Origin of the sequence: Portibacter lacus (assembly GCF_021533215.1) — a bacterium.
In the GTDB taxonomy this organism is placed as follows: domain Bacteria; phylum Bacteroidota; class Bacteroidia; order Chitinophagales; family Saprospiraceae; genus Portibacter; species Portibacter lacus.
The window spans coordinates 232510-252448 of sequence record NZ_JAJNKA010000005.1 but is presented as its reverse complement, the minus strand read 5'-3'; the positions used below and the strand labels follow the sequence as shown (position 1 = coordinate 252448).

The 19939-nt window shown below is 37.5% G+C and carries 13 protein-coding genes; 9 read left to right on the top strand and 4 right to left on the bottom strand.

Annotated elements, in window-relative coordinates; genetic code table 11:
* The first annotated feature begins 18 nt into the window (after positions 1–18).
* The 9 genes from L2586_RS10455 (at position 19) to L2586_RS10415 (ending at position 15975) form a co-directional block, all read left to right on the top strand.
* Complete coding sequence (locus L2586_RS10455; protein WP_235292837.1) at positions 19–3249, top strand: SusC/RagA family TonB-linked outer membrane protein; 3231 nt, start codon at positions 19–21, stop codon at positions 3247–3249.
* A gap of 13 nt (positions 3250–3262) precedes the next feature.
* Complete coding sequence (locus L2586_RS10450) at positions 3263–5038, top strand: RagB/SusD family nutrient uptake outer membrane protein (protein ID WP_235292836.1); 1776 nt, start codon at positions 3263–3265, stop codon at positions 5036–5038.
* Between the two features lie 66 nt (positions 5039–5104).
* Positions 5105–6073: a LamG-like jellyroll fold domain-containing protein gene (locus L2586_RS10445; protein WP_235292835.1), complete on the top strand. Its 969-nt coding sequence runs from the start codon at positions 5105–5107 to the stop codon at positions 6071–6073.
* Positions 6074–6078: 5 nt separating this feature from the next.
* Positions 6079–7671, top strand: coding sequence for an arylsulfatase (locus tag L2586_RS10440; protein ID WP_235292834.1), 1593 nt, complete (start codon positions 6079–6081; stop codon positions 7669–7671).
* Positions 7672–7692: 21 nt separating this feature from the next.
* Positions 7693–11175 (top strand): LamG-like jellyroll fold domain-containing protein, encoded by a 3483-nt coding sequence (locus tag L2586_RS10435; protein ID WP_235292833.1) that lies wholly within the window; start codon positions 7693–7695, stop codon positions 11173–11175.
* 193 nt (positions 11176–11368) lie between these two features.
* Positions 11369–12310, top strand: a complete 942-nt coding sequence (locus L2586_RS10430; RefSeq protein WP_235292832.1) for a hypothetical protein — start codon at positions 11369–11371, stop codon at positions 12308–12310.
* A complete protein-coding gene (locus L2586_RS10425; RefSeq protein WP_235292831.1) occupies positions 12310–13599 on the top strand; it encodes a DUF7033 domain-containing protein in 1290 nt (429 codons plus the stop codon). Before L2586_RS10430 ends, L2586_RS10425 begins: the two co-directional genes overlap by 1 nt.
* Complete coding sequence (locus L2586_RS10420) at positions 13596–14681, top strand: glycosyltransferase family protein (protein WP_235292830.1); 1086 nt, start codon at positions 13596–13598, stop codon at positions 14679–14681. The genes L2586_RS10425 and L2586_RS10420 overlap by 4 nt, the downstream gene beginning before the upstream one ends.
* A gap of 43 nt (positions 14682–14724) precedes the next feature.
* Positions 14725–15975: a glycosyltransferase family 39 protein gene (locus L2586_RS10415; protein ID WP_235292829.1), complete on the top strand. Its 1251-nt coding sequence runs from the start codon at positions 14725–14727 to the stop codon at positions 15973–15975.
* On the opposite strand, the gene L2586_RS10410 is transcribed toward L2586_RS10415, so the two are convergent.
* The 4 genes from L2586_RS10410 to L2586_RS10395 form a co-directional block, all read right to left on the bottom strand.
* Complete coding sequence (locus L2586_RS10410; RefSeq protein ID WP_235292828.1) at positions 15956–17119, bottom strand: glycosyltransferase family 4 protein; 1164 nt, start codon at positions 17117–17119, stop codon at positions 15956–15958. The genes L2586_RS10415 and L2586_RS10410 overlap by 20 nt on opposite strands.
* 121 nt (positions 17120–17240) lie before the next feature.
* Complete coding sequence (locus tag L2586_RS10405; protein ID WP_235292827.1) at positions 17241–18344, bottom strand: mannose-1-phosphate guanylyltransferase; 1104 nt, start codon at positions 18342–18344, stop codon at positions 17241–17243.
* Positions 18345–18701, bottom strand: coding sequence for a four helix bundle protein (locus L2586_RS10400; RefSeq protein ID WP_235292826.1), 357 nt, complete (start codon positions 18699–18701; stop codon positions 18345–18347).
* Between the two features lie 123 nt (positions 18702–18824).
* Positions 18825–19877 (bottom strand): sugar phosphate isomerase/epimerase family protein, encoded by a 1053-nt coding sequence (locus L2586_RS10395; protein WP_235292825.1) that lies wholly within the window; start codon positions 19875–19877, stop codon positions 18825–18827.
* Positions 19878–19939 lie beyond the last annotated feature (62 nt).

Genomic DNA, 19939 nt, shown 5'->3' with positions numbered 1-19939 from the left:
TTTTAAAAACTACTTGAAATGAAAATTAATTTACAAAAAGGAGTTTATGCTTTGCTGCTGTTATTTAGTGCAGTGCTGGTGCAGGCTCAACAAGTTAGTATAACTGGAACCGTTTCTGATCAATCAGATGGAATTCCGCTTATTGGAGCAAATGTTCTTGTGAAAGGAACATTAGGAGGAACCATTACGGATGTAGAAGGGAACTTCGAACTAGAAGCGAAGACGAGTGATACTTTAGTCATTACTTATACTGGCTATATCTCTCAGGAAATACCAGTGAATGGACAGGAAATATTCAGTATTTCGCTTAATGTAGATGCACAAGTTTTAGATGAAGTAGTGGTAATGGGTTTCGGAACTCAGAAGAGGGAAAACGTGACAGGTGCAGCATCATTTGTCCAATTAGATGATATAATAGGCGATCGACCGTTGACAAATTCAGCACAAGCTTTAGAAGGTGTTGCAGCTGGACTGCAAGTGGTTAATACTTCTGGCCAACCAGGCGCAAATAATACAGCACTTAGAATTAGAGGATATATGTCTATCAATGGCGGATCTCCATTGGTTCTGGTGAATAATGTTCCCATGTCGTTAAATGATGTAAATCCAAGAGACATAGAATCTGTTTCGGTTCTTAAAGATGCATCAGCAACTTCTATTTATGGAGCAAGAGCGGCTTTTGGAGTTATATTAATTACGACCAAACAAGCTTCTAGAAATCAACCTACTCAGTTTAGTTATTCAACAACGAATAGTATTTCTAGAGCTTCGGAACTACCTGAAAAGGCAACAACGAGAGAGTTTGTTCAAGCGTTAAGCGACTTTGGGGTAGATGATTATTTTGCTGGCCAGAATGTGGATAAATGGTTAAACTACTTAGACACATATGATAGCGACCCAAGCTCCTTAACTTACCTAAAAGATCCAGTTTCAGGAGAGAATTATCCGATCGCCTTTGATGAGGCAAATAATAATTACTACGCATTAGCGGATTCAGATTTTATAGGTGACTTCTTGAATGATCAAGGTTACAATACACTACACAACCTTACTTTTAGTGGGGGAAGTGATCGGATTTCTTATAGGGTCAATGGTGGTTTTAGTTTCGAAGATGGGATTATGGTAACAGATAAAGATCAGTTTACTAATTACAATATCAATGCTTTCTTAGGTGCTGACCTGACCAAAAACCTAAAATCTACAACGAATATATTCTACAAAAACAGCAATCAAATCAGACCAATTGCTCAGTATGCAAGTGCTATTCAAGGCAGAATGTACGATCCTACAGGATTTTTCGAAACGAGTGCAGGAGATATTATACCTTTTGACTCACCAGGAAACTTTGTAAGATATAGAACGCCTAGTACGACAGATAATAACAATCAGCGTTTCTTTCAAAAGTTAGAATTTACACCAGTGAAAAATTTTACGCTTACTGGGGAGTATACCTATGAAAAGCGAATAGCTAATAATTTTTCTGCTAATAACGGGACGATTTTCGCAAGTAGTTTCAAATTTATTCCAAATACAAGTGCAGAAAATGCATTTCAAAACTCAAGAATTTCCAGAAGTGAGTTCAATACCTCGTATAACTCTCTAAACCTTTATGGAAAATACGATATGGGTTTCGGTAAACATAACATCAACTTGCTGGCTGGATTTAATAGAGAGAACTCTGTTAATAAAGGGTTTGCAAGTACAAGAACAGGTCTGATAGATCCGACGCTACCTACATTCAATCTTGCGATCGGAGATGTTTATGATATTTCTGATTCCTATGGAGACTGGGCGGTTATGGGATATTTCGGAAGAGTAAACTATAATTACGATAATAAGTATTTCTTAGAAGCGAATGGACGATATGATGGATCATCTAGATTCCCGAATGGAAGCCAATTCGTACTATTGCCTTCATTCTCTGTAGGATGGAATTTAGCTAAAGAAGCATTTTTAGCTCCAGTGGAGCAATTATCAATGCTTAAATTAAGAGCGTCATGGGGAGAGATCGGAAATCAACAAACTGCAGATTTTTACCCATCTATTTCGGGATACGAAGACTTTCAAGCTTCTTGGGTTAACCTAGATAATGACCAACAATACTTGACTTTACGCCCAGGGCAGTTGGTGAGTAACAGCTTTACTTGGGAAAAAGTACGAACAAGTAATATCGGTGTAGATATCGCCTTTTTCCAAGACAAATTAAATTTTTCAGGAGATATATACAAAAGAGAAACCATCGGGATGCTTTCAGCTGGCGCCGACTTACCGGCAACACTTGGAACAGAAGCTCCAGATCAAAATATTGCAGACCTTGAAACAAGAGGATGGGAAGTTGAACTGGGATGGAGAGATGGTGGAAATGATTTCAGATATGGAATAAATTTCAATCTTTCTGACAATCAAAGTAAAATCACTAAGTTCTTTAACGAAAGTGGAATCATCAGCAATTTCTATGTCGGAAAAGATCCAAGAGAGATCTGGGGATATGTAACGGATGGATATTATACAGTAGATGATTTTGTAGGTGGAACACTAGATGCGCATTTATCAGGTCCGAATCGTCAACTTAAAGAAGGCGTAGTTCAGATTGAAAATGCACCGACACCTTATCCTGGAGATATAAAATATAAGGATCTTAATGGAGATGGCGTCATCAATGCTGGAAATGGAACCTTAGAGGGTATGTATGATGAGTCAGGAAACTTGGTACCTAATACAGGACCTGGAGATGTAGAGATCATCGGTAATTCTAATAGAAGATATTTATTTGGTATCAATGGAAATGTAGGTTATAAAGGCTTAGATCTTTCCTTTGTACTTAGTGGAGTGGGTAAAAGAGACTTATGGAGAGATTCAGATGTAATATGGCCTTATCCATCGGTATTTGATAACATCTACAAACACCAATTAGACTACTGGACACCAGATAATCAGGATGCATTCTACCCAAGAGTTTATGGAGAGCCGAATGGTAATACAGGAAGCAATTATGGCAGAAGCAGAAGAGTACAAACCAAGTACTTAAGCAACGAGAGCTATATGAGAATCCAAAATATTACGATAGGTTATGCTATTCCTAAGAAAATCCTTTCAAGAGTGAAATTACAGCAATTGCGAGTATTTGTTGCAGGTAACAATATTCACACATTTGATCATCTGCCTAAAGGGCTAGATCCGGATTATGGCTCGAATGGAGTTTACCCATTGATGAGCAACTATTCTATTGGACTTAATACAACATTCTAAAAAAGAGACAAAAATGAAACAGATATATAAAATTTTATTCATCGTCACGCTCATAAGTTTTACAAGTTGTAGTGATGATTTTCTAAACCTAGTGCCCCAAGACGAGCTGTCGGAAGCAACTACGTTTTCAACTTACAATAATGTTAAACTTTACGCTTGGAGTTTCTACGATTTTTTTGAAACCTACGCGAGATCTACAGGAGGAATACATGCAACGGAGCCACAAGCTGATTTAATTCAGAATGGAGGCAGTACCGTAGGTCCAGCATACTCATGGAGTAATCTTAATGTGCCTGCAACTTCAGCTACATGGAATAATACCTATGCTAATATTAGAGTGGTTAATATCATGCTTGATAACATTGTGAATAGCGATATGACGGAAGAAGAAATTGCACACTGGAGAGGTGTGGGTTTGTTTTTCAGAGCACATGAATATTTTAAACTGCTAAAGTTATATGGAGGAGTTCCTTGGCTAGAAACAACACTGAAGGATACGGACTTAGAGAAATTATATGGTCCTAGAGATAGCAGAGATGTTGTAGCAGGAAACATGTTAAGAGATTTACTAGAAGCAACAGAAACCGTTAAGGAAGAAGGTGACGGTCCGAATACCATTAATAAAAACGTTGTGAAAGCCTTTATTTCTCGATTCGGTCTGTTCGAAGGAACATGGAGAAAGTATCATAACCTAGGAGATCAGGAAAAATACTTAGATGCTTCTATTAAAGCATCTAGAGAATTAATGGATAAGTATCCAACGATTCATCCAAATTATGACCAGGTATACAACAGTGAAGATCTAGGAAATAAAGACGGAATCATTCTGTACAAGCATTTTGTTGTAGATATTTTGACACATTGGAATTCTACGAATACAAGATCTACGAATAATAAGTATGACATCACGAGAAAAGGAATTGACAAATTTTTATGTAAAGATGGATTGACGGTTCACAATAGCCCGCTTTTCGAAGGCGATAAAGATCCATATGCTGAATTTAGAAATAGAGATACAAGGCTTTTGGTTATGACACCACCACCTTACAAGATTATCGGGAATGGTTCTGTAGACACATGGACATTTACAGAAGATCCAGCTGATCAAGAATACTTTCCAGTTTTGAAATCAATAACAGGTGGATTTCCATATAAAGAATTACCGGACGCTAACTGGTCAGGAAGAGCAACAGGAGAAGTGCCTAATTTTGACCTTCTAGCACCTACACAGACTGGAAATGGATACCGATTATGGAAGATATATAATGATCTTAATCCAAGAGTTTCTTCTGCAGATATCAATGACTTTCCAATTTTCAGAATAGGTGAAGTGATGCTTAATTATGCAGAAGCAACATGGGAAATGGGCACGTTTAATCAAGCTATTGCGGATGAAACCATTAACAAGTTAAGAGCGCGTGGAGAAGTTGCACCCATGGATGTAAATAGTATAGACGCAGCTTTCGATCCGACTAGAGATCCATCTGTAGATCCAGTGTTATTCGAAATCAGAAGAGAAAGAGCCATAGAATTAATGGCTGATGGATTTAGAAGAGAAGACCTAAGAAGATGGAAAAAAATGGATTATGCAACAGAAGTTCAACTGGGAAGATGGATTAAACAAGCGGATTATACGAAAACCATACCGATTCAGAATGATGCAGCCGAAGGATATGTGCAGTTAATTCCAGGACAAGCACCACCATTTCCAGAACACTCTTATTTATTCCCTTTACCATCGGATGAAATCGTACTTAATCCACAATTGACTCAAAATACAGGTTGGTAGAAATCTTTTCATAAATAATGTGATCCGTTATGTGAGAGTGCGGATCACCTTTTTAAAAGCAAACAAATGAAATATTTAAAATATAATAAGATATATCTCTTCGTGTTAACCTTAGCAATCATTGTTTCATGTGAGAAATCAATAGATGATGGTCCAGATCCAGCCTTGTTACCAATGGCTGCTTTTAATGCAAGCGCTACAACAGTAGAGGCTGGAGATTCTATAACTTTTTCGGACGCATCTACTAATGCACCATCGCTGTATACTTGGAATTTTGAGGGTGGAAATCCTACGTATAGTAACCAAGCGAATCCTACTGTCACTTATGAAGGAGCAGGGACTTATGATGTAATGTTAACCGTTAGAAATGATGAAGGTGCTGGGGAGATTTTGATGGAAGACCATATCGTGATCACTGCTCCTCCTGTTATTGATATTGAAACACAACCACAAGTTAGGTTGGATTTTGAGGACAACTTGGATAACGCAGGGTTGACTTCGTTTACAGCAACTCCAGCAGCTCCAGCTTCTTACGGAATTCGTCCAGGAGGTGGAGGCGCCTATGTATTCAATGGTAATAACCAAATAGACCTAACAGGTTATACAGGAATTAATGGTGCAGGAGCGAGATCCGTTGCTTTGTGGATTAAAACCAACCATGCTGCTACCTCTGGTTTGGTTCATTGGGGTCAGACAGGATCGTTTAGTAGATCTTCATTCAAAATGCAAAACACTGGTGAAATTAGATATGAGTATCAAGGAGGAGGTCACACCATAGGTCCTGCGGTAAATGATGATGAATGGCATCACATTGCTTATACTTATGATGGAGATAAAATTATCATATATATCGATGCAGTTGAAGTTTTTAGCATCGCTGGAAAAACATTAGATACAGGATCTGCTGGAGAAACGGATGTTAATATCGGTTCGCAATTAGGTGGGTCAATTTTTCAAGGGATGATGGATGATGTTAGAATTTTTGATGTAGTTTTAACTCAAGAAGAAGTTAAGATTCTAAGTGAAATAAAATAAATAGAATGCAAGTATTAGTACGTAAAGCAGGTAGATTTTCAATGTTATTCCTATTCTTTGGTTTAACCACATTATACAGTTGCTCGTCTTCTTCTTCGAAGAAAACTCAGAATGCCAAACCAAATATTATCTACATCCTTGCAGATGATCTAGGTTACGGAGAAGTCGGTGCTTATGGTCAGACTAAAATAGAGACACCTAACATTGATGCACTCGCTAGCAAAGGAATGATTTTCTCTCAGCATTATACTGGCGCTCCTGTATGTGCTCCAGCAAGATCTGTTTTATTGACTGGACAGCACATGGGACATTCTTATGTGAGAGGAAATGATGAATGGAGAGAAAGAGGAAATGTATGGTCTTACGAAGCGATGGTTAAAGATTCTACTCTCGAAGGTCAGCGACCATTACCTACAGGAACGGTTACCATTGCCAACTTATTAAAAGATGCTGGATATCGTACAGGAATGTTTGGGAAGTGGGGACTTGGAGCTCCGCATACAGAGTCTATTCCTACGAAAATGGGTTTCGATTATTTCTTCGGATACAATTGTCAGCGAATAGCTCATACATTTAACCCGATTCACATGTATGAGAATGAAAAGAGATACATCATTAATAAAGATACTATTGCACCGACTACTGGTCTAGATCCAGGCGCAGATCCATATGATCCTGAATCTTATGCAAAGTATCAACAACCAGGATATTCTCCGGAAATCTCTTTCGAGAAACTAATGGGATTTGTTAAAGAAAACGAGGAAGATCCTTTTTTTATTTATTGGGCATCATCGATTCCGCATGTGCCACTTCAGGCGCCTAAGAACTGGGTAGATCATTATGTAGAGAAATTCGGAGATGAAGAACCGTATTATTTCTTCGAAGGAGGTAAGAAGAAAAGTTACTTTCCAGTAAGATATCCGCATGCAACTTATGCTGCAATGATTTCTTACTTAGATGAGAATATTGGAAAATTAGTGGACTATCTTAAAGAAAAAGACCTTTACGATAATACCTTAATCGTTTTCACATCGGATAATGGACCGACCTTTAATGGAGGATCAGATTCTCCTTGGTTCGATAGTGGAGGACCGTTTGCAAGTGAGCGCGGAAGAGGAAAAGGGTTTTTATATGAAGGAGGAATTAGAATTCCTATGATTGCTACTTGGGCAGATAAAATCAAATCAGGTTCTAAAACAGACCACATCTCAGCGTTTTGGGATGTAATGCCTACTCTAAGTGAGATCGCTGGAGCTGAAACACCAGAAAATGCAGATGGAATAAGTTTCTTGAATACATTGACCCAAGAAAAAGAGCAGAAGGACCATGAATATATGTACTGGGAATATCCAGAATATGGTGGCCAAGTTGCTGTTAGAATGGGAAAATGGAAAATTCTCTGGAAGGATATGAACAAAGGGAATAAAAACATAGAAGTATATAACCTTGAAGAGGATATCGAAGAACTAAATAATTTGGTTGATGAACATCCAGAATTCATCACAAAATTATATGAAATCATTAAGAAAGAACACAAGACTCCAGAAATAGAGAGATTTCGAATTGAGGCCTTAGAGGAAGTTTATGCCTCTGAATAATCGGTCTTATAAATAAATAGAATGATAAAAGGACTTTATAAAAGAAACATGTTCATGTTTCTAATGGCATTGCTATGCTTTGTCAGTTGTAATAACAAAGTATCGGAATCAGTTTCAGACTCAGATTATCCTATCTGGATAGAAATGATGGAAGAACCTGATGTAAATATGAATGATGCTAGGCTCGCTTTTGATGCGTACTGGGCAAATCACACACATCATAAAGGAGACCGATCTAAGCAATTCGAGAGATGGTACGCCATCCAGTCGAAGCGGTTAGATGAATCAGGCCATGTTATTTCACCTACAGTTGTGAAAAAAGAGTTCCAAAGAATGCGTTCATATGTAGGAGGCAATCAGGAAGGTCAATGGTTTAATTATGGTCCACTTCGGGTAGGTCCTAGACCCAACGGAGATCAGAGAGATGGAGGAAGAGTGAAACACATTTCCTTTCATCCAGAGGATCTTGATACGTATTATATTTCTTGTTTTAAAAGTGGTTCATTTAAGACTGAAAATGGCGGAAAGACTTGGACGCCATTAACAGATCACTTAATCGAGGAAACCTATATTTCGGCCGTTGATCCGTCTGATCCAGAAACCATTTATTTAGGTAGTAATCTGGGTGTGCTGAAATCCACAGATGGAGGAAACACTTGGGATGAAACGGGGTTAACCACTGAAAAAACGAAGGGTTTACTGATTAAAAGTGATGAACCAGATGTGATCTTAGCAGGAAATGATAGTGGAATCTTTAAGTCTGAAGATGGAGGTGTTCATTTTATGAATGTCTTAACGGCTCCGTTTGTAGAAGAAATTAAATCACACCCAGAGCATCCAGAAATTCTATATGCTGGAACGAATGGAAATCCTTCGCAATTTTTCAGATCAGAAGATGGTGGAGATACATGGACAGAAATTGAATTCGAAAAGGGTGCGTTTATGAAAATCGCAACCACTAAGGCAAAACCGAATTATGTTTATGTCATCAATTCAAGAGATCACTTAGGAGATGATTCTTTCGAAGGAGTGTATCTTTCTAAAGACTCAGGTCAAACATTTACCAAGCAATCAGGACAATCTCCGTGCATTACAGGTTACAGCAGCGCAGGTGAAATTTCAAGAGGCCAGCCCAATTATAATCTTTTTATAGTTGCGGATCAAGAAGATGAAAACCTGATCTATGCTGGAGGCGTGAAAGCTTGGAAATCCACGGATGGAGGCGTTTCTTGGACACAGTCATTTGACCAAGTTACCACACTGGGTTTCGGTCTACATTTAGACCAGTTATCTTGGGCATACCAGCCAGGGACTAATAAACTATTTGCTGTTAATGATGGTGGAATCTATTTTCTGAATGAAGACAACTTGTTCGAACCGATAACTGATGGATTACCGATCGCAGAAGTATGGGAATGCACCCAAAGCCAAACGAATAGATCGAATGTAGCGGGTGGAACCTTCCATTGTGGCATTAAATTGAATAGAGGAGGATCATGGTATTCACCTTGGGGAGGCGATGAAGCCACTGTTTTATTTGATTATTCTGATGATAACTATGCTTACCATTTTAAGTATGACAAAATACACCGTTCCACGGATGGAGGCTTTTCATTCCAGAGAATTAACTCGACTACAGCGAACAGAGGTTATTACACAGGTACGGGCGTGTTAGATAAGAGTGATGTCAATGTTTTATACGTGGGCCTTTTCGAAGTAGAGCGAACACAGAATGCGAGAGCTGAAAACACACAAGATGTTTCTTGGACTAAAATCTCCACATTTGGTGGTAACCAGCGAATAGAAAAAATCGAGCAAGCGGATGCAAATCATGAAATCATGTATGTATCGAGAGAAGGAAACAGGTTTTTCAGGTCGGAAAATGTAAGATCAGCGCAACCTACATTTACGGATATTACTAGCAAGTTGCCTGCGAGTGGTAAAGTAACGGATATCGCCACTCATCCTACAAATGATGGGATAGTCTATATTTTACTAGGCTCTAAAATTTACAAATCCGAGGACAAAGGAGAAACATGGAAAAATATATCGGACGGACTTCCTGGAGTTGCATTGCTAGAAATGATATTGGATAAATCCAGTGACGAAGGCATCTACGTCGGGACAGATATAGGTGTTTATTACAAAGATAATTCCATGAGCGAATGGATAGATTACTCGAAAGGATTGCCCGTAATTAGAGTGGCTGGAATGGATATTTATTATGGAGAAAGCAGAACGGAAAGCCTATTAACGATAGCAACAGATGGAAGAGGTTTTTGGAGGTCAATGTTGTACGGTGAAGAGGCAGTTAAACCCAACGCTGATTTTTCATCTGAGCAGGAAGTGATCATTAAGGGTAATTCTATGAAATTCAAGGATGAGTCAAGCGGAAATCCAATAAGGTGGGAGTGGGAATTTGAAGGTGGAAATCCCTCAAAGAGTAATGATGAAAGCCCTGTTATCTTTTATGATGAAATAGGCAAGTATAAGGTCAAGCTTAAAGTGTTCACCACTTCTGATACAAGTTCTATTGAGAAAACAGATTTTATAGAAGTAACCGAGCACATGGGCATGGGAAATTTGCAAGCACATTATACGTTTGATGCAACGACGGCGGATTCATCATCTTACCAGAGAAACCTGGCGGAAGTTGGGAATTTCACACCCATGTATGTAAGGGATAAGAATAACAACTACTTAAGTGCACTTGAATTGCCTGGAAAGACTGGAAATTATCTTACTAACAGCTATAAAGGAATAGGAGGAAATGGTCCTAGAACGGTTACGGCGTGGATTAAAACGAGCACAGTGGGAAGTCGTAAGACCATTGTATCATGGGGAGAAAACCTAAGTGGTGAGATGTTTAATGTCATGGTTCATAATGGTAATATTCGGGTAGAAGCGGGTTCTTGCAATGTGCAGAATGCAAATAGTGAAGTCACTAGGTTAGATAATAATGAATGGAGGCATATTGCGGTCACCTATGATCCGGATAATGGAGCTTTACTTAAGGATATAAAACTCTACATCGATGGCAAGCATTACGAGAATCAGCCGGATTCTGGAGAGTCGTATAATTCTGAAAGCATTTCCATTAACACAGATGCGAAAGTCAATAACATCCAAATAGGCAACGCGAGTTACAATGGTAGCTATTTTTGGATAGGAGAGCTGGATGATATTAGAGTATATGATATTGCTCTAGATCAAGTACAGATCGAAGAAATTATGAACGATATTTTAGTTCATACAAAAGATTATGCTTTTTCGAGGTCCATTTCGATTTCCCCTAATCCAGTACAAGACCAAGTCATTATCAAAACAGACATAGACGAAGAATTTACGGTAAAAGTATTCAGCCAGTCAGGTGTGATGGTTAAAGATCAAAAGTTTAATGGTCGTTCTTCCATTCTTAATCTAAGTAAAATTACTCCTGGAATATACTTTGTTCAGGTAAACACGGCAACTTCAAAAAGTTGCAAGAAAATCATAAAGCAGTAGATAGATATCAGGCTTGACTGCTCAAAATTAAAAGTAGAGTCTAGATATTATAAAATTTCTTTTGCTTCTCACTTCTAATTATTCTTCCACTAATTTCTAATACCATTAGGATTCGAAATAAGAATAAACTATTCTTATTAAATTTGCTTTTCAAAATGGCTGTAATAAAATCACTATTTTGCGAGGATAACCTATGAAAAGTAAATATCTAAAGTTTTGTGAGGATAATGCTGAAGTTTCTGTTTTTGCACAGCCTTGGTATTTAGATATTGTGACTGGGGCCAACTGGGATGTTGTACTTTCGTACGATAAGGAAGAGAAGATTGTAGGTGCGTGGCCTTACCATTTTAGTAAGCGCAAAGGGTTTTCTTTTATTCAGATGCCACCTTATACGCCATCTTTAGGACCCATCATTAATTTCCCAGACCACCTTAATTCTCCATATAAAACCAATAGCTTTTACTTTAGTCAGTTGCGTGAATTAGCCGCTCAGCTACCAAATGCTGGATATATCAATATCAATTTCCCGATCGATGGCCAATCTTGGTATCCACTTTATGAGTTAGGTTACAAACAAACAACAAGGTATTCATACATTATTGACCACAAATTAGGGCTGGATAAGATCACATCGAATCTAAAACCTAAACTACGGAATGTAGTACTGAAAGAAGTCGGTGAATTTGAGATTAGAACGAATGAAAAGTTAGAAGAATTCGTGCGGATGTTAGGAGATACCTTAGCAGGTAATAATGCAGGTCAATTTTTTTATCCGACGAACATCAATGAGCTAATCACGGTTGCAATAAATAAAGGAGTTGGTAAAGTGCTGGGTTATTACAATCAGCAAGGTGAAATGATTGCTGGTATCTTTATCATAGAAGATGTTAAGAAAACCTATTGTTTATTTACGGCAAAAAATGAGGAAGGAAAGAAGGAGGAAGCGGTATCTAAGTTGATATGGGAAGGAATAAAAGAAAGTGTTGAGAAAGGTAAGGACTTTGATTTCGAAGGAAGTATGCTTCCGGGTGTAGAGAAATTTTTTAGAACTTTTGGAGGGGAGCAGGTCGCTTATCACCAAATTAGTAAAATCAGCAATCCAATTATGAGATGGTATAAATATATTAAACCATAATGAATGTTGTTGCTATCCATACAAACCCGAGGCCTAATCCTAGATTAGCATACACTATCGATATTCTGAATGATCATCCATTTGTCAAGGCGAGAAGACTTTTCTTTACCATAGAAGGTCAAGGAGAGATTAATGTTAGTTATGGGCTGGCTGAAATCGAGGGTAGTTTCTATATTCCACGTCAAGAATTGATCTTAGAAGATGTTTCAGGAGAATATGTAGCGAATGAATACAGCTATGGAGATGAGCAGATATATAGTGTAGAGTTAGCATCATCATCGAAAAGCTCTGAGTTTTATAATGATGGTCAATTTGGGTTTGACCTATTCGAAGCGATCTTTTTTCATTTATCTAGATATGAGGAAAGGTCACTAGACTTTTCAGCTTTCCTAAGTAACAAACTTGCATTCGAGCGTTCATTGTTAACGGTAAAAGCAGGATTAGAAAAGCGGCCATTAGTGGATGAATTGGTTGCAGCTTTTCTGGAAGTTTTAACAGGTGAAAAAGCAGATTACTCGAAACCAACCGTGCTAAGTCACGACATAGATTTTATACAGAAATTTAAATCGCCATTTTCTATTGTTAGAAAAATAGCTGGTCATATAAGGCACCGAAAATCTATGAGTGGATTTCCTAAATTATGGAAGTCGTACATGGATTATCTGTTAAGAGGCAGGGATGGGTTTGATACATTTGATTGGATGATAAGTGAGCTGAAAATAGATAAATCAATCTACTTTTTGGTGGGTGGAAAACATAAAGAGGATAATGAATATTCATTAAAATCTAAGGTTGTTCAAAAGGCATTTAGATTAGCAAAAGAAAGAAATTATATCATTGGCATACATCCTTCTTATGAAAGTTGGAATGATATAGACCTGATTCGGGCCGAAAAAGAGAAATTAGAGCATGAAGTAGGAATTGAGATATCAATAAGTAGGCAGCATTTCCTTAATTTCGATATTTCTATAACGCCAAGACTACTGGAAAACCTTGGTATTCGGGAGGATTCTAGTATTGGATTTACGAGGTATGTAGGATACAGATGTGGTACGGGATTACCGTATAAGTTGTATGATTTTGTGAATGAGAAAGCGTTTGATGTGGTGGAAATACCGCTAGTCTTCATGGATGTAGCTTGGTTATTTGAGGCGATTAGGTTAGATAACTTTACCCTTCCAGATTTGTCTAAATATTACGGTAGCTTTAATTTTCACAATTCTACTTTTGATGAGATGGAGGTTCGGGGGATTAATATGAAGGAACATTACATGAAAATATTTGGATGAGAGCATTAGTGATTTACAGAGTGGATATTTCGAATCTGGCGAACCAAGGTGTGAGCAAAAAAATGCAGGGACATGTTTATGGATTAACACAAAACGGTTATGAAGTGGATGTGATTTACATCAGTGAAAATGGATTGTATTTGAATCAGAATTGCTTGTGTATTTTCAATAAGAATTCAGTTTCGAGAGGCATATTTAAGGCAAGGACTTTTTACAAAGTTATTAAAGCTAGAATTGATGCAGGGATGTATGACCTGGTGCTTTTTCGATTTCATTTAGTAATGGAAGGAATGATTCGATTGTTTGCTATGTTGAAGAGCCACAGTCCATCTATAAAGATTATTATTGACATGCCTACTTATCCGTATGAACAGGAATGGAAAGGTGCTAGAGGGAAGTTATTATTGAAGATAGATGAGAAAAACAGGCAACGGCTGAGTAAGTATGTGGATTTAATGATTCATTACGGAAAGGAAGAGGAAATATGGGGAATTCCATGCATTAATAGTACCAACGGAATTATAACGGCAAAAGCACCTTTGAGAATAAAGGAGAGGAGCGACAAATTAGAATTACTAGCAGTAGGAAAGTGGGCGTATTGGCATGGGTTAGATCGGATCATTTATGGAGTATCCGAAAGCGAAATAGATCTTCATTTGACTATTGTTGGTGTGGGTCCAGAATCAGATCATCTCACTAAACTTGTGAAAGAGTTGAGTCTAGAAAATAGGGTAAGCTTTGAAGATAATTTGATTGGTGAATCGCTTAATCGTGCATTTGACAAAGCGGATATAGGAATTGGAACATTGGGTATCCAACGGAAGGGCGTTATGCTGGATTCCTCGCTTAAGCATAGAGATTATTGTAGCAGAGGACTACCTTTTATACTTGGTAGTGAGGATATTGACTTTCCGGAACTGCTAGGTTTTGTGAAGTATTTTCCTGGAGATGGCCCGATAGATATAGGACAGGTGTTACAATTTTATGAAAGTACAAAGGGTGTAGAAGAACGAATGATGGTTTATGCAGAAAGGCACTTGGACTGGGCTGTGAAAATGAAAGAGGTGGTGGATGCGCTTTAAATTGTGGCATATAATACTTCTGGCTCTTATTCTTAGAGTGCTAATGAATATTCCAGTATTCCAGGATGATACTTTAGCGATCCACAATGACAGTTATTACCATCTTAAGTTAGCTGAGAATATTACACTAGGAAATGGATTCTCAAGTTGTAGTACAGAACCTTTCTATAAAAATACCATTATTACCCCAGGCTATCCTTATTTTTTAGCAAGTGTACAATCATTATTTGGTAAGGATTTAAGAATAATAATTGGAATCCAGGTATTGATAGATTTGCTAATTTGTTGGCTCTTATTTCTACTAAGCAAGTCTCTTTTTAATCGAAAAGTTGGGTTGTTGGCTGTTTTATTCTATTCAGTATCCTCTCATGCGATAACGTATTCCGGTTTGGCAATTACCGAGTCTGTATTTAGCCTAGTTTTGTTATTGACCGTATATGTTGGAATAAATGCTCATAAGAAATATGATTTCTTGTTATTGGCAGTGCTCTACGGATTGTTAGTTTCGATACGACCTATTGCTTTCTACCTATTACCAATAATTGGCTTTATGGCGATTAAGGACAATACAATGAAACAGATTCTAAGGGGAGTAGCAACGGTCATGATTGGGGGATTAATTGTTTTTACTTGGATGAGTCGAAATCATTCATTAACCGGATTATATTCCATTTCGTCCATTCAAGAATACAACTTGTATTTCACTTTTGCCAATGCAATTGAATCTAGAAACAACAATAGGCACGAAAATGACCAAAGAGAGATCTTAATGAGTGGAATGGAACACAAGCCGTTAGCAGAATGTGGTGGCGATTATGCGTATGTACAAGAAAGTAGAAGAAAAGGGTTAGAGATTCTAAGGTCGAATAAGCTACAATATGCGTGGCTTCATTTTAAAAGCATTCCAAACATGTTTTTACCCGAAGTAACATTATTATCTGAGAAGTGGGGGTTGAGTTCCGGAGACAAAGGAACTTTAGGAGTGATAAATAAGGAAGGATTTTGGGCAGGTTTTAAACATTATTCTAATCACACTAAAATAGGCTACGTAGTAATGTTACCTTTTATTTTAATTTGGATGATTACACTTTTAGCGGCAGGAGTGGGCATTTTAAAATTCAAGAAGAAAGAATGGCAGAGTGGTGGTTCAATTATTCTTCTAATAATTTTTTATTTTATGATTATACCAGGGCCAGCGGGAAATGGAAGGTTTTTAATGCCTGTGATTCCTCTGATTTGCATGATTGCAGCATTAGGAGTCAGCAAATTGAATTTTAAGTATGGACGTGTTTAGAAACGTTTTTTATATCAATAGGGAGATACTTAGCTATCGACTTGAGGTATTCGGTAATAATTAGGCTCTCTTCGAAACTTTTCACCATTTTCTTCCTGCCTAATTTCCCCATTACAAATTTATCTTCGGGATCTAAATGGATAAATTTCTCAATCTTTTCGACGAGGTCTTCTACAGATTTTGGTTGAACTAAATATCCATTTACACCATCATCCACAAGATCACGGCACCCAACATTATCTGTTGTAATTATTGGTGTTTCCATGCTTGCTGCTTCCATTAAGATTCTGGATATACCTTCCCGATAGTAAGATGGAAAAACTAGACATGATGCCTTATTTAGGTAAGGACGGATATCAGTCGTTTCTCCTAGATATTTGATATTCTTTTCTTTTTGCCAATCTGTAAGTTGTTGGTAGGAAACAGCTTTGGGGTTGGATTGGTCTATGAACCCGATAATCTCAAACCTCGTATTCGGATATTTATCTTTAACGATCTTAGCAGCTTCCACATATTCATTGATACCCTTATCCCAAATCAGCCTCCCTGCAAATATAAACCTACTTATACCAGTAAAATGTTTATTCTTTCTTGGTGAAAACCACAGCGTATTAATTCCTTCGCCTTTAATGATCTTTGCCTTTTTAGCTCGTACAATTCTTTTGTAAACGAAAATATCACGATCATTCTCATTAAGGAACCACATTTCCTTACTCATCCATGCTGAAATTCGATATAGAAAAAGGGTGACCCAACGTAGAATAATATTCTTGAATTCAAATAGATGACCGAGACCAGTTGTTACGGAAATAGAAGGAATTCTATGAGTGAACGCAGCGATGCTCCCGTAAATGTTAGGTTTAATAGTATAGTGAAAGATCAATCCTGGCTTGACAGATTTATAGATCTTGGAAAGCTGAAGAATAATCTTCAAGTCATCAAATGGATTAATACTATAGTTTTTTATGTAAATTTCCTTGTAGAAAATACCTTCTGCGATTAACTTAGAAGTGAAGCTATCTCGAGGTGCAACCACTGTTACTTCGTAGCCTTTTTTGTTCAATGCTCTTATGAGTCCAAGCCTGAAATTATATAGACTCCAGGATGTATTAGAGACAAGAACTATTTTCTTATTATTGGACATCTAAGTTAAAAGTACAATTTTTGTTCCATAACTTAATTTCTGATCTTGGATATATACTTCTAAGTATTGTTTTTGTCAATTTACCATGTATTTTTCATTGTGCATATTGAAAAATGCATGGTTAATTAGGTTTTGTAAGCGATTGCACTACCGCTTTAATTTCCTGTTCGTCACCTTTAGGATAAATTAGCAAAGCTCCTGGCTCATCTACAACGATGTAATTATCTAAGCCTTTTATGACTATGGTCCGTTCATTTTGAGCACGTATCAAGGTATTTTTAGTTTCAGAAATATGATGTTTATGCGCTTGAACGATATTTTCGTTTTGATCTTTTTCTAAGTATGAATAAAGACTATTCCATGTTCCTAAGTCACTCCAGCCTATATCAGCGGGCAAAGTATAGGTGTTATCTGCCTTTTCCAAAATTGCATAATCTACTGAAATGCTTTCCGTTTTGGGATAGACTTCGTTAATGTAAGCTTGTTCTTCATCTGTACCAAATTTAGAATCATCAATACAAAGTGTTTCCAATATTCCTCCAGCGTATTTTTCATAAGCGGAGATGATCGTTTTCACACTCCAGACAAACATTCCGGCATTCCAGTAGTAATTCCCAGCGTCTAGGTATTGCTGAGCAACTTCTACATTAGGTTTTTCCTTAAATGAGATTACTTTTAATTCATCTTGATCAGGGGAAGCATTGTTATCTGTTTCTATATAGCCATATCCTGTATCTGGACGGGTAGGTTGTATTCCTAAAGTTACAATAGCTTCATTATTCGTAGCGAAGTCAAATGCTTCAGACAATCGATCTATATACTCTTTCTCTTTTAAAATTACATGATCTGAAGGGAGAACCGCAAAGACGGCTTCTGGGTTACGTGCTTTGATATGCATAGCAGTATAAGCCACACACGGAGCAGTATTATTCATCGATGGTTCACAAAGTATATTTCTTTCTGGAAGCTCGGGCAAGTGATTTTGAACTAATTGTTTGTACCGAATATTGGTTACAATTAAAATGTTTTCCACAGGAACCAAGTGTAAGCACCTTTCAAATGTTAATCTTATCAGTGATTTACCTACTCCTAGAATATCCAGGAATTGCTTCGGATGGTCTGCAGTACTAGAAGGCCAGAAACGAGAACCGATTCCACCAGCCATGATGGCTATGTAGTTTGAGCTGGAAGCTGCTAGCTTTGAGCGGTTAGCATTTACATTCATTTATTGAGATATTTTTTTAATAAAACCATTTAACATTTTATTTATTTCATCGCACAATTTAATAAGCACTTCGTATTTATCATTTGTGATATAATTTAAGTCTTTGCATATTTCTAAAATGCAATGGACTTCTTGATTAGAACCTCTCGAAATATGAAGGAAATGTCTAAATTCTTTATCTGACATTCTTGATTTTCCTTCTACAATGTTTAGTTCTATAGAGACTACAGCTCTTCTTACTTGTGAGGTTATCCCATATTTTTCATTATCTGGAAAAGTACTCGAAATTTTATAGATCTCTAGCGTAAAAATATGTGCTTTTTGCCAAACTATTAGATCTTTATAACTTCTTCCCATTTTATATTTATTTTTTGCTCATAGCTCATAGCTCATAGCTCATAGCTCATAGCTCATAGCTCATAGCTCATAGCTCATAGCTCATAGCTCATAGCTCATAGCTCACGATCCACGACCCACGTCTCAAATCCCCAACATCTCCCTCATCTCCCCATCACTAAATCCTCCACCAGCAAAATCATCAAATACCTTCTGCGTAGCTTCAATAATATGTCTCTGAATAAACGGAGCTCCTTCTTTTGCACCTTGTTCTGGACTCTTTATACAGCACTCCCATTCCATAACTGCCCACACATCGCAACCATATTGAGTTAGCTTTGAAAAAATGGTCTTAAAGTCGATCTGCCCATCTCCAGGAGAACGATATCGACCAGCACGATCTGCCCAATCTAAATATCCTCCAAATGCACCTTTCTTACCTGTAGGATTGAATTCTGAATCTTTAACATGAAAGGCTTTAATAAATTCATGATAATGGTCAATGTATTCTATGTAATCCAATTGTTGAAGAATAAAGTGGCTGGGATCGTATAATATATTAACAGCAGAATGGTTTCCGGTAGCTTCTAGGAAACGTTCAAAAGTTACACCATCATGAAGATCTTCACCTGGATGAATTTCATAACAACAAGCGACTCCATTTTCCTTATACACATCAAGAATAGGTGTCCATCTTTTAGCTAGTTCCTTGAAGCCCATTTCTACCAATCCTTTTGGTCTTTGTGGCCAAGGATGCGCGGCATGCCATAATAACGCACCAGAAAAGGTAGCATGTGCATTCAGTCCAAGTCGTCGGCTAGCGATTGCAGCTTTTTTGACTTGATCTATAGCCCATTCTGTTCTTTTTGCCGGATTCTTCTTGCAATCATCAGGAGCAAAATTGTCAAACATTAAATCATATGCTGGATGAACAGCAACAAGTTGGCCCTGAAGATGAGTGGATAGCTCCGTAATCTCAAGCCCATAGCTATTTATCCGACCTTTTAATTCATCACAATAGGTCTGACTTTCTGCAGCGAGGTCAAGATTCATCAACCTTGATTCGCCCGTCGGAATCTGAACACCTTTATATCCTAGATCGCTTGCCCATTGACATAAACCATCTAAAGAATTAAATGGCGCAACATCGTCCATAAATTGGGCTAGAAAAATGGCTGGTCCTTTAATTGTTTTCATATGATAGTTTTTAGTCTTAAGTTTTTTGTTTTTAGGGAGATTTTAAAATATAAATATCATCT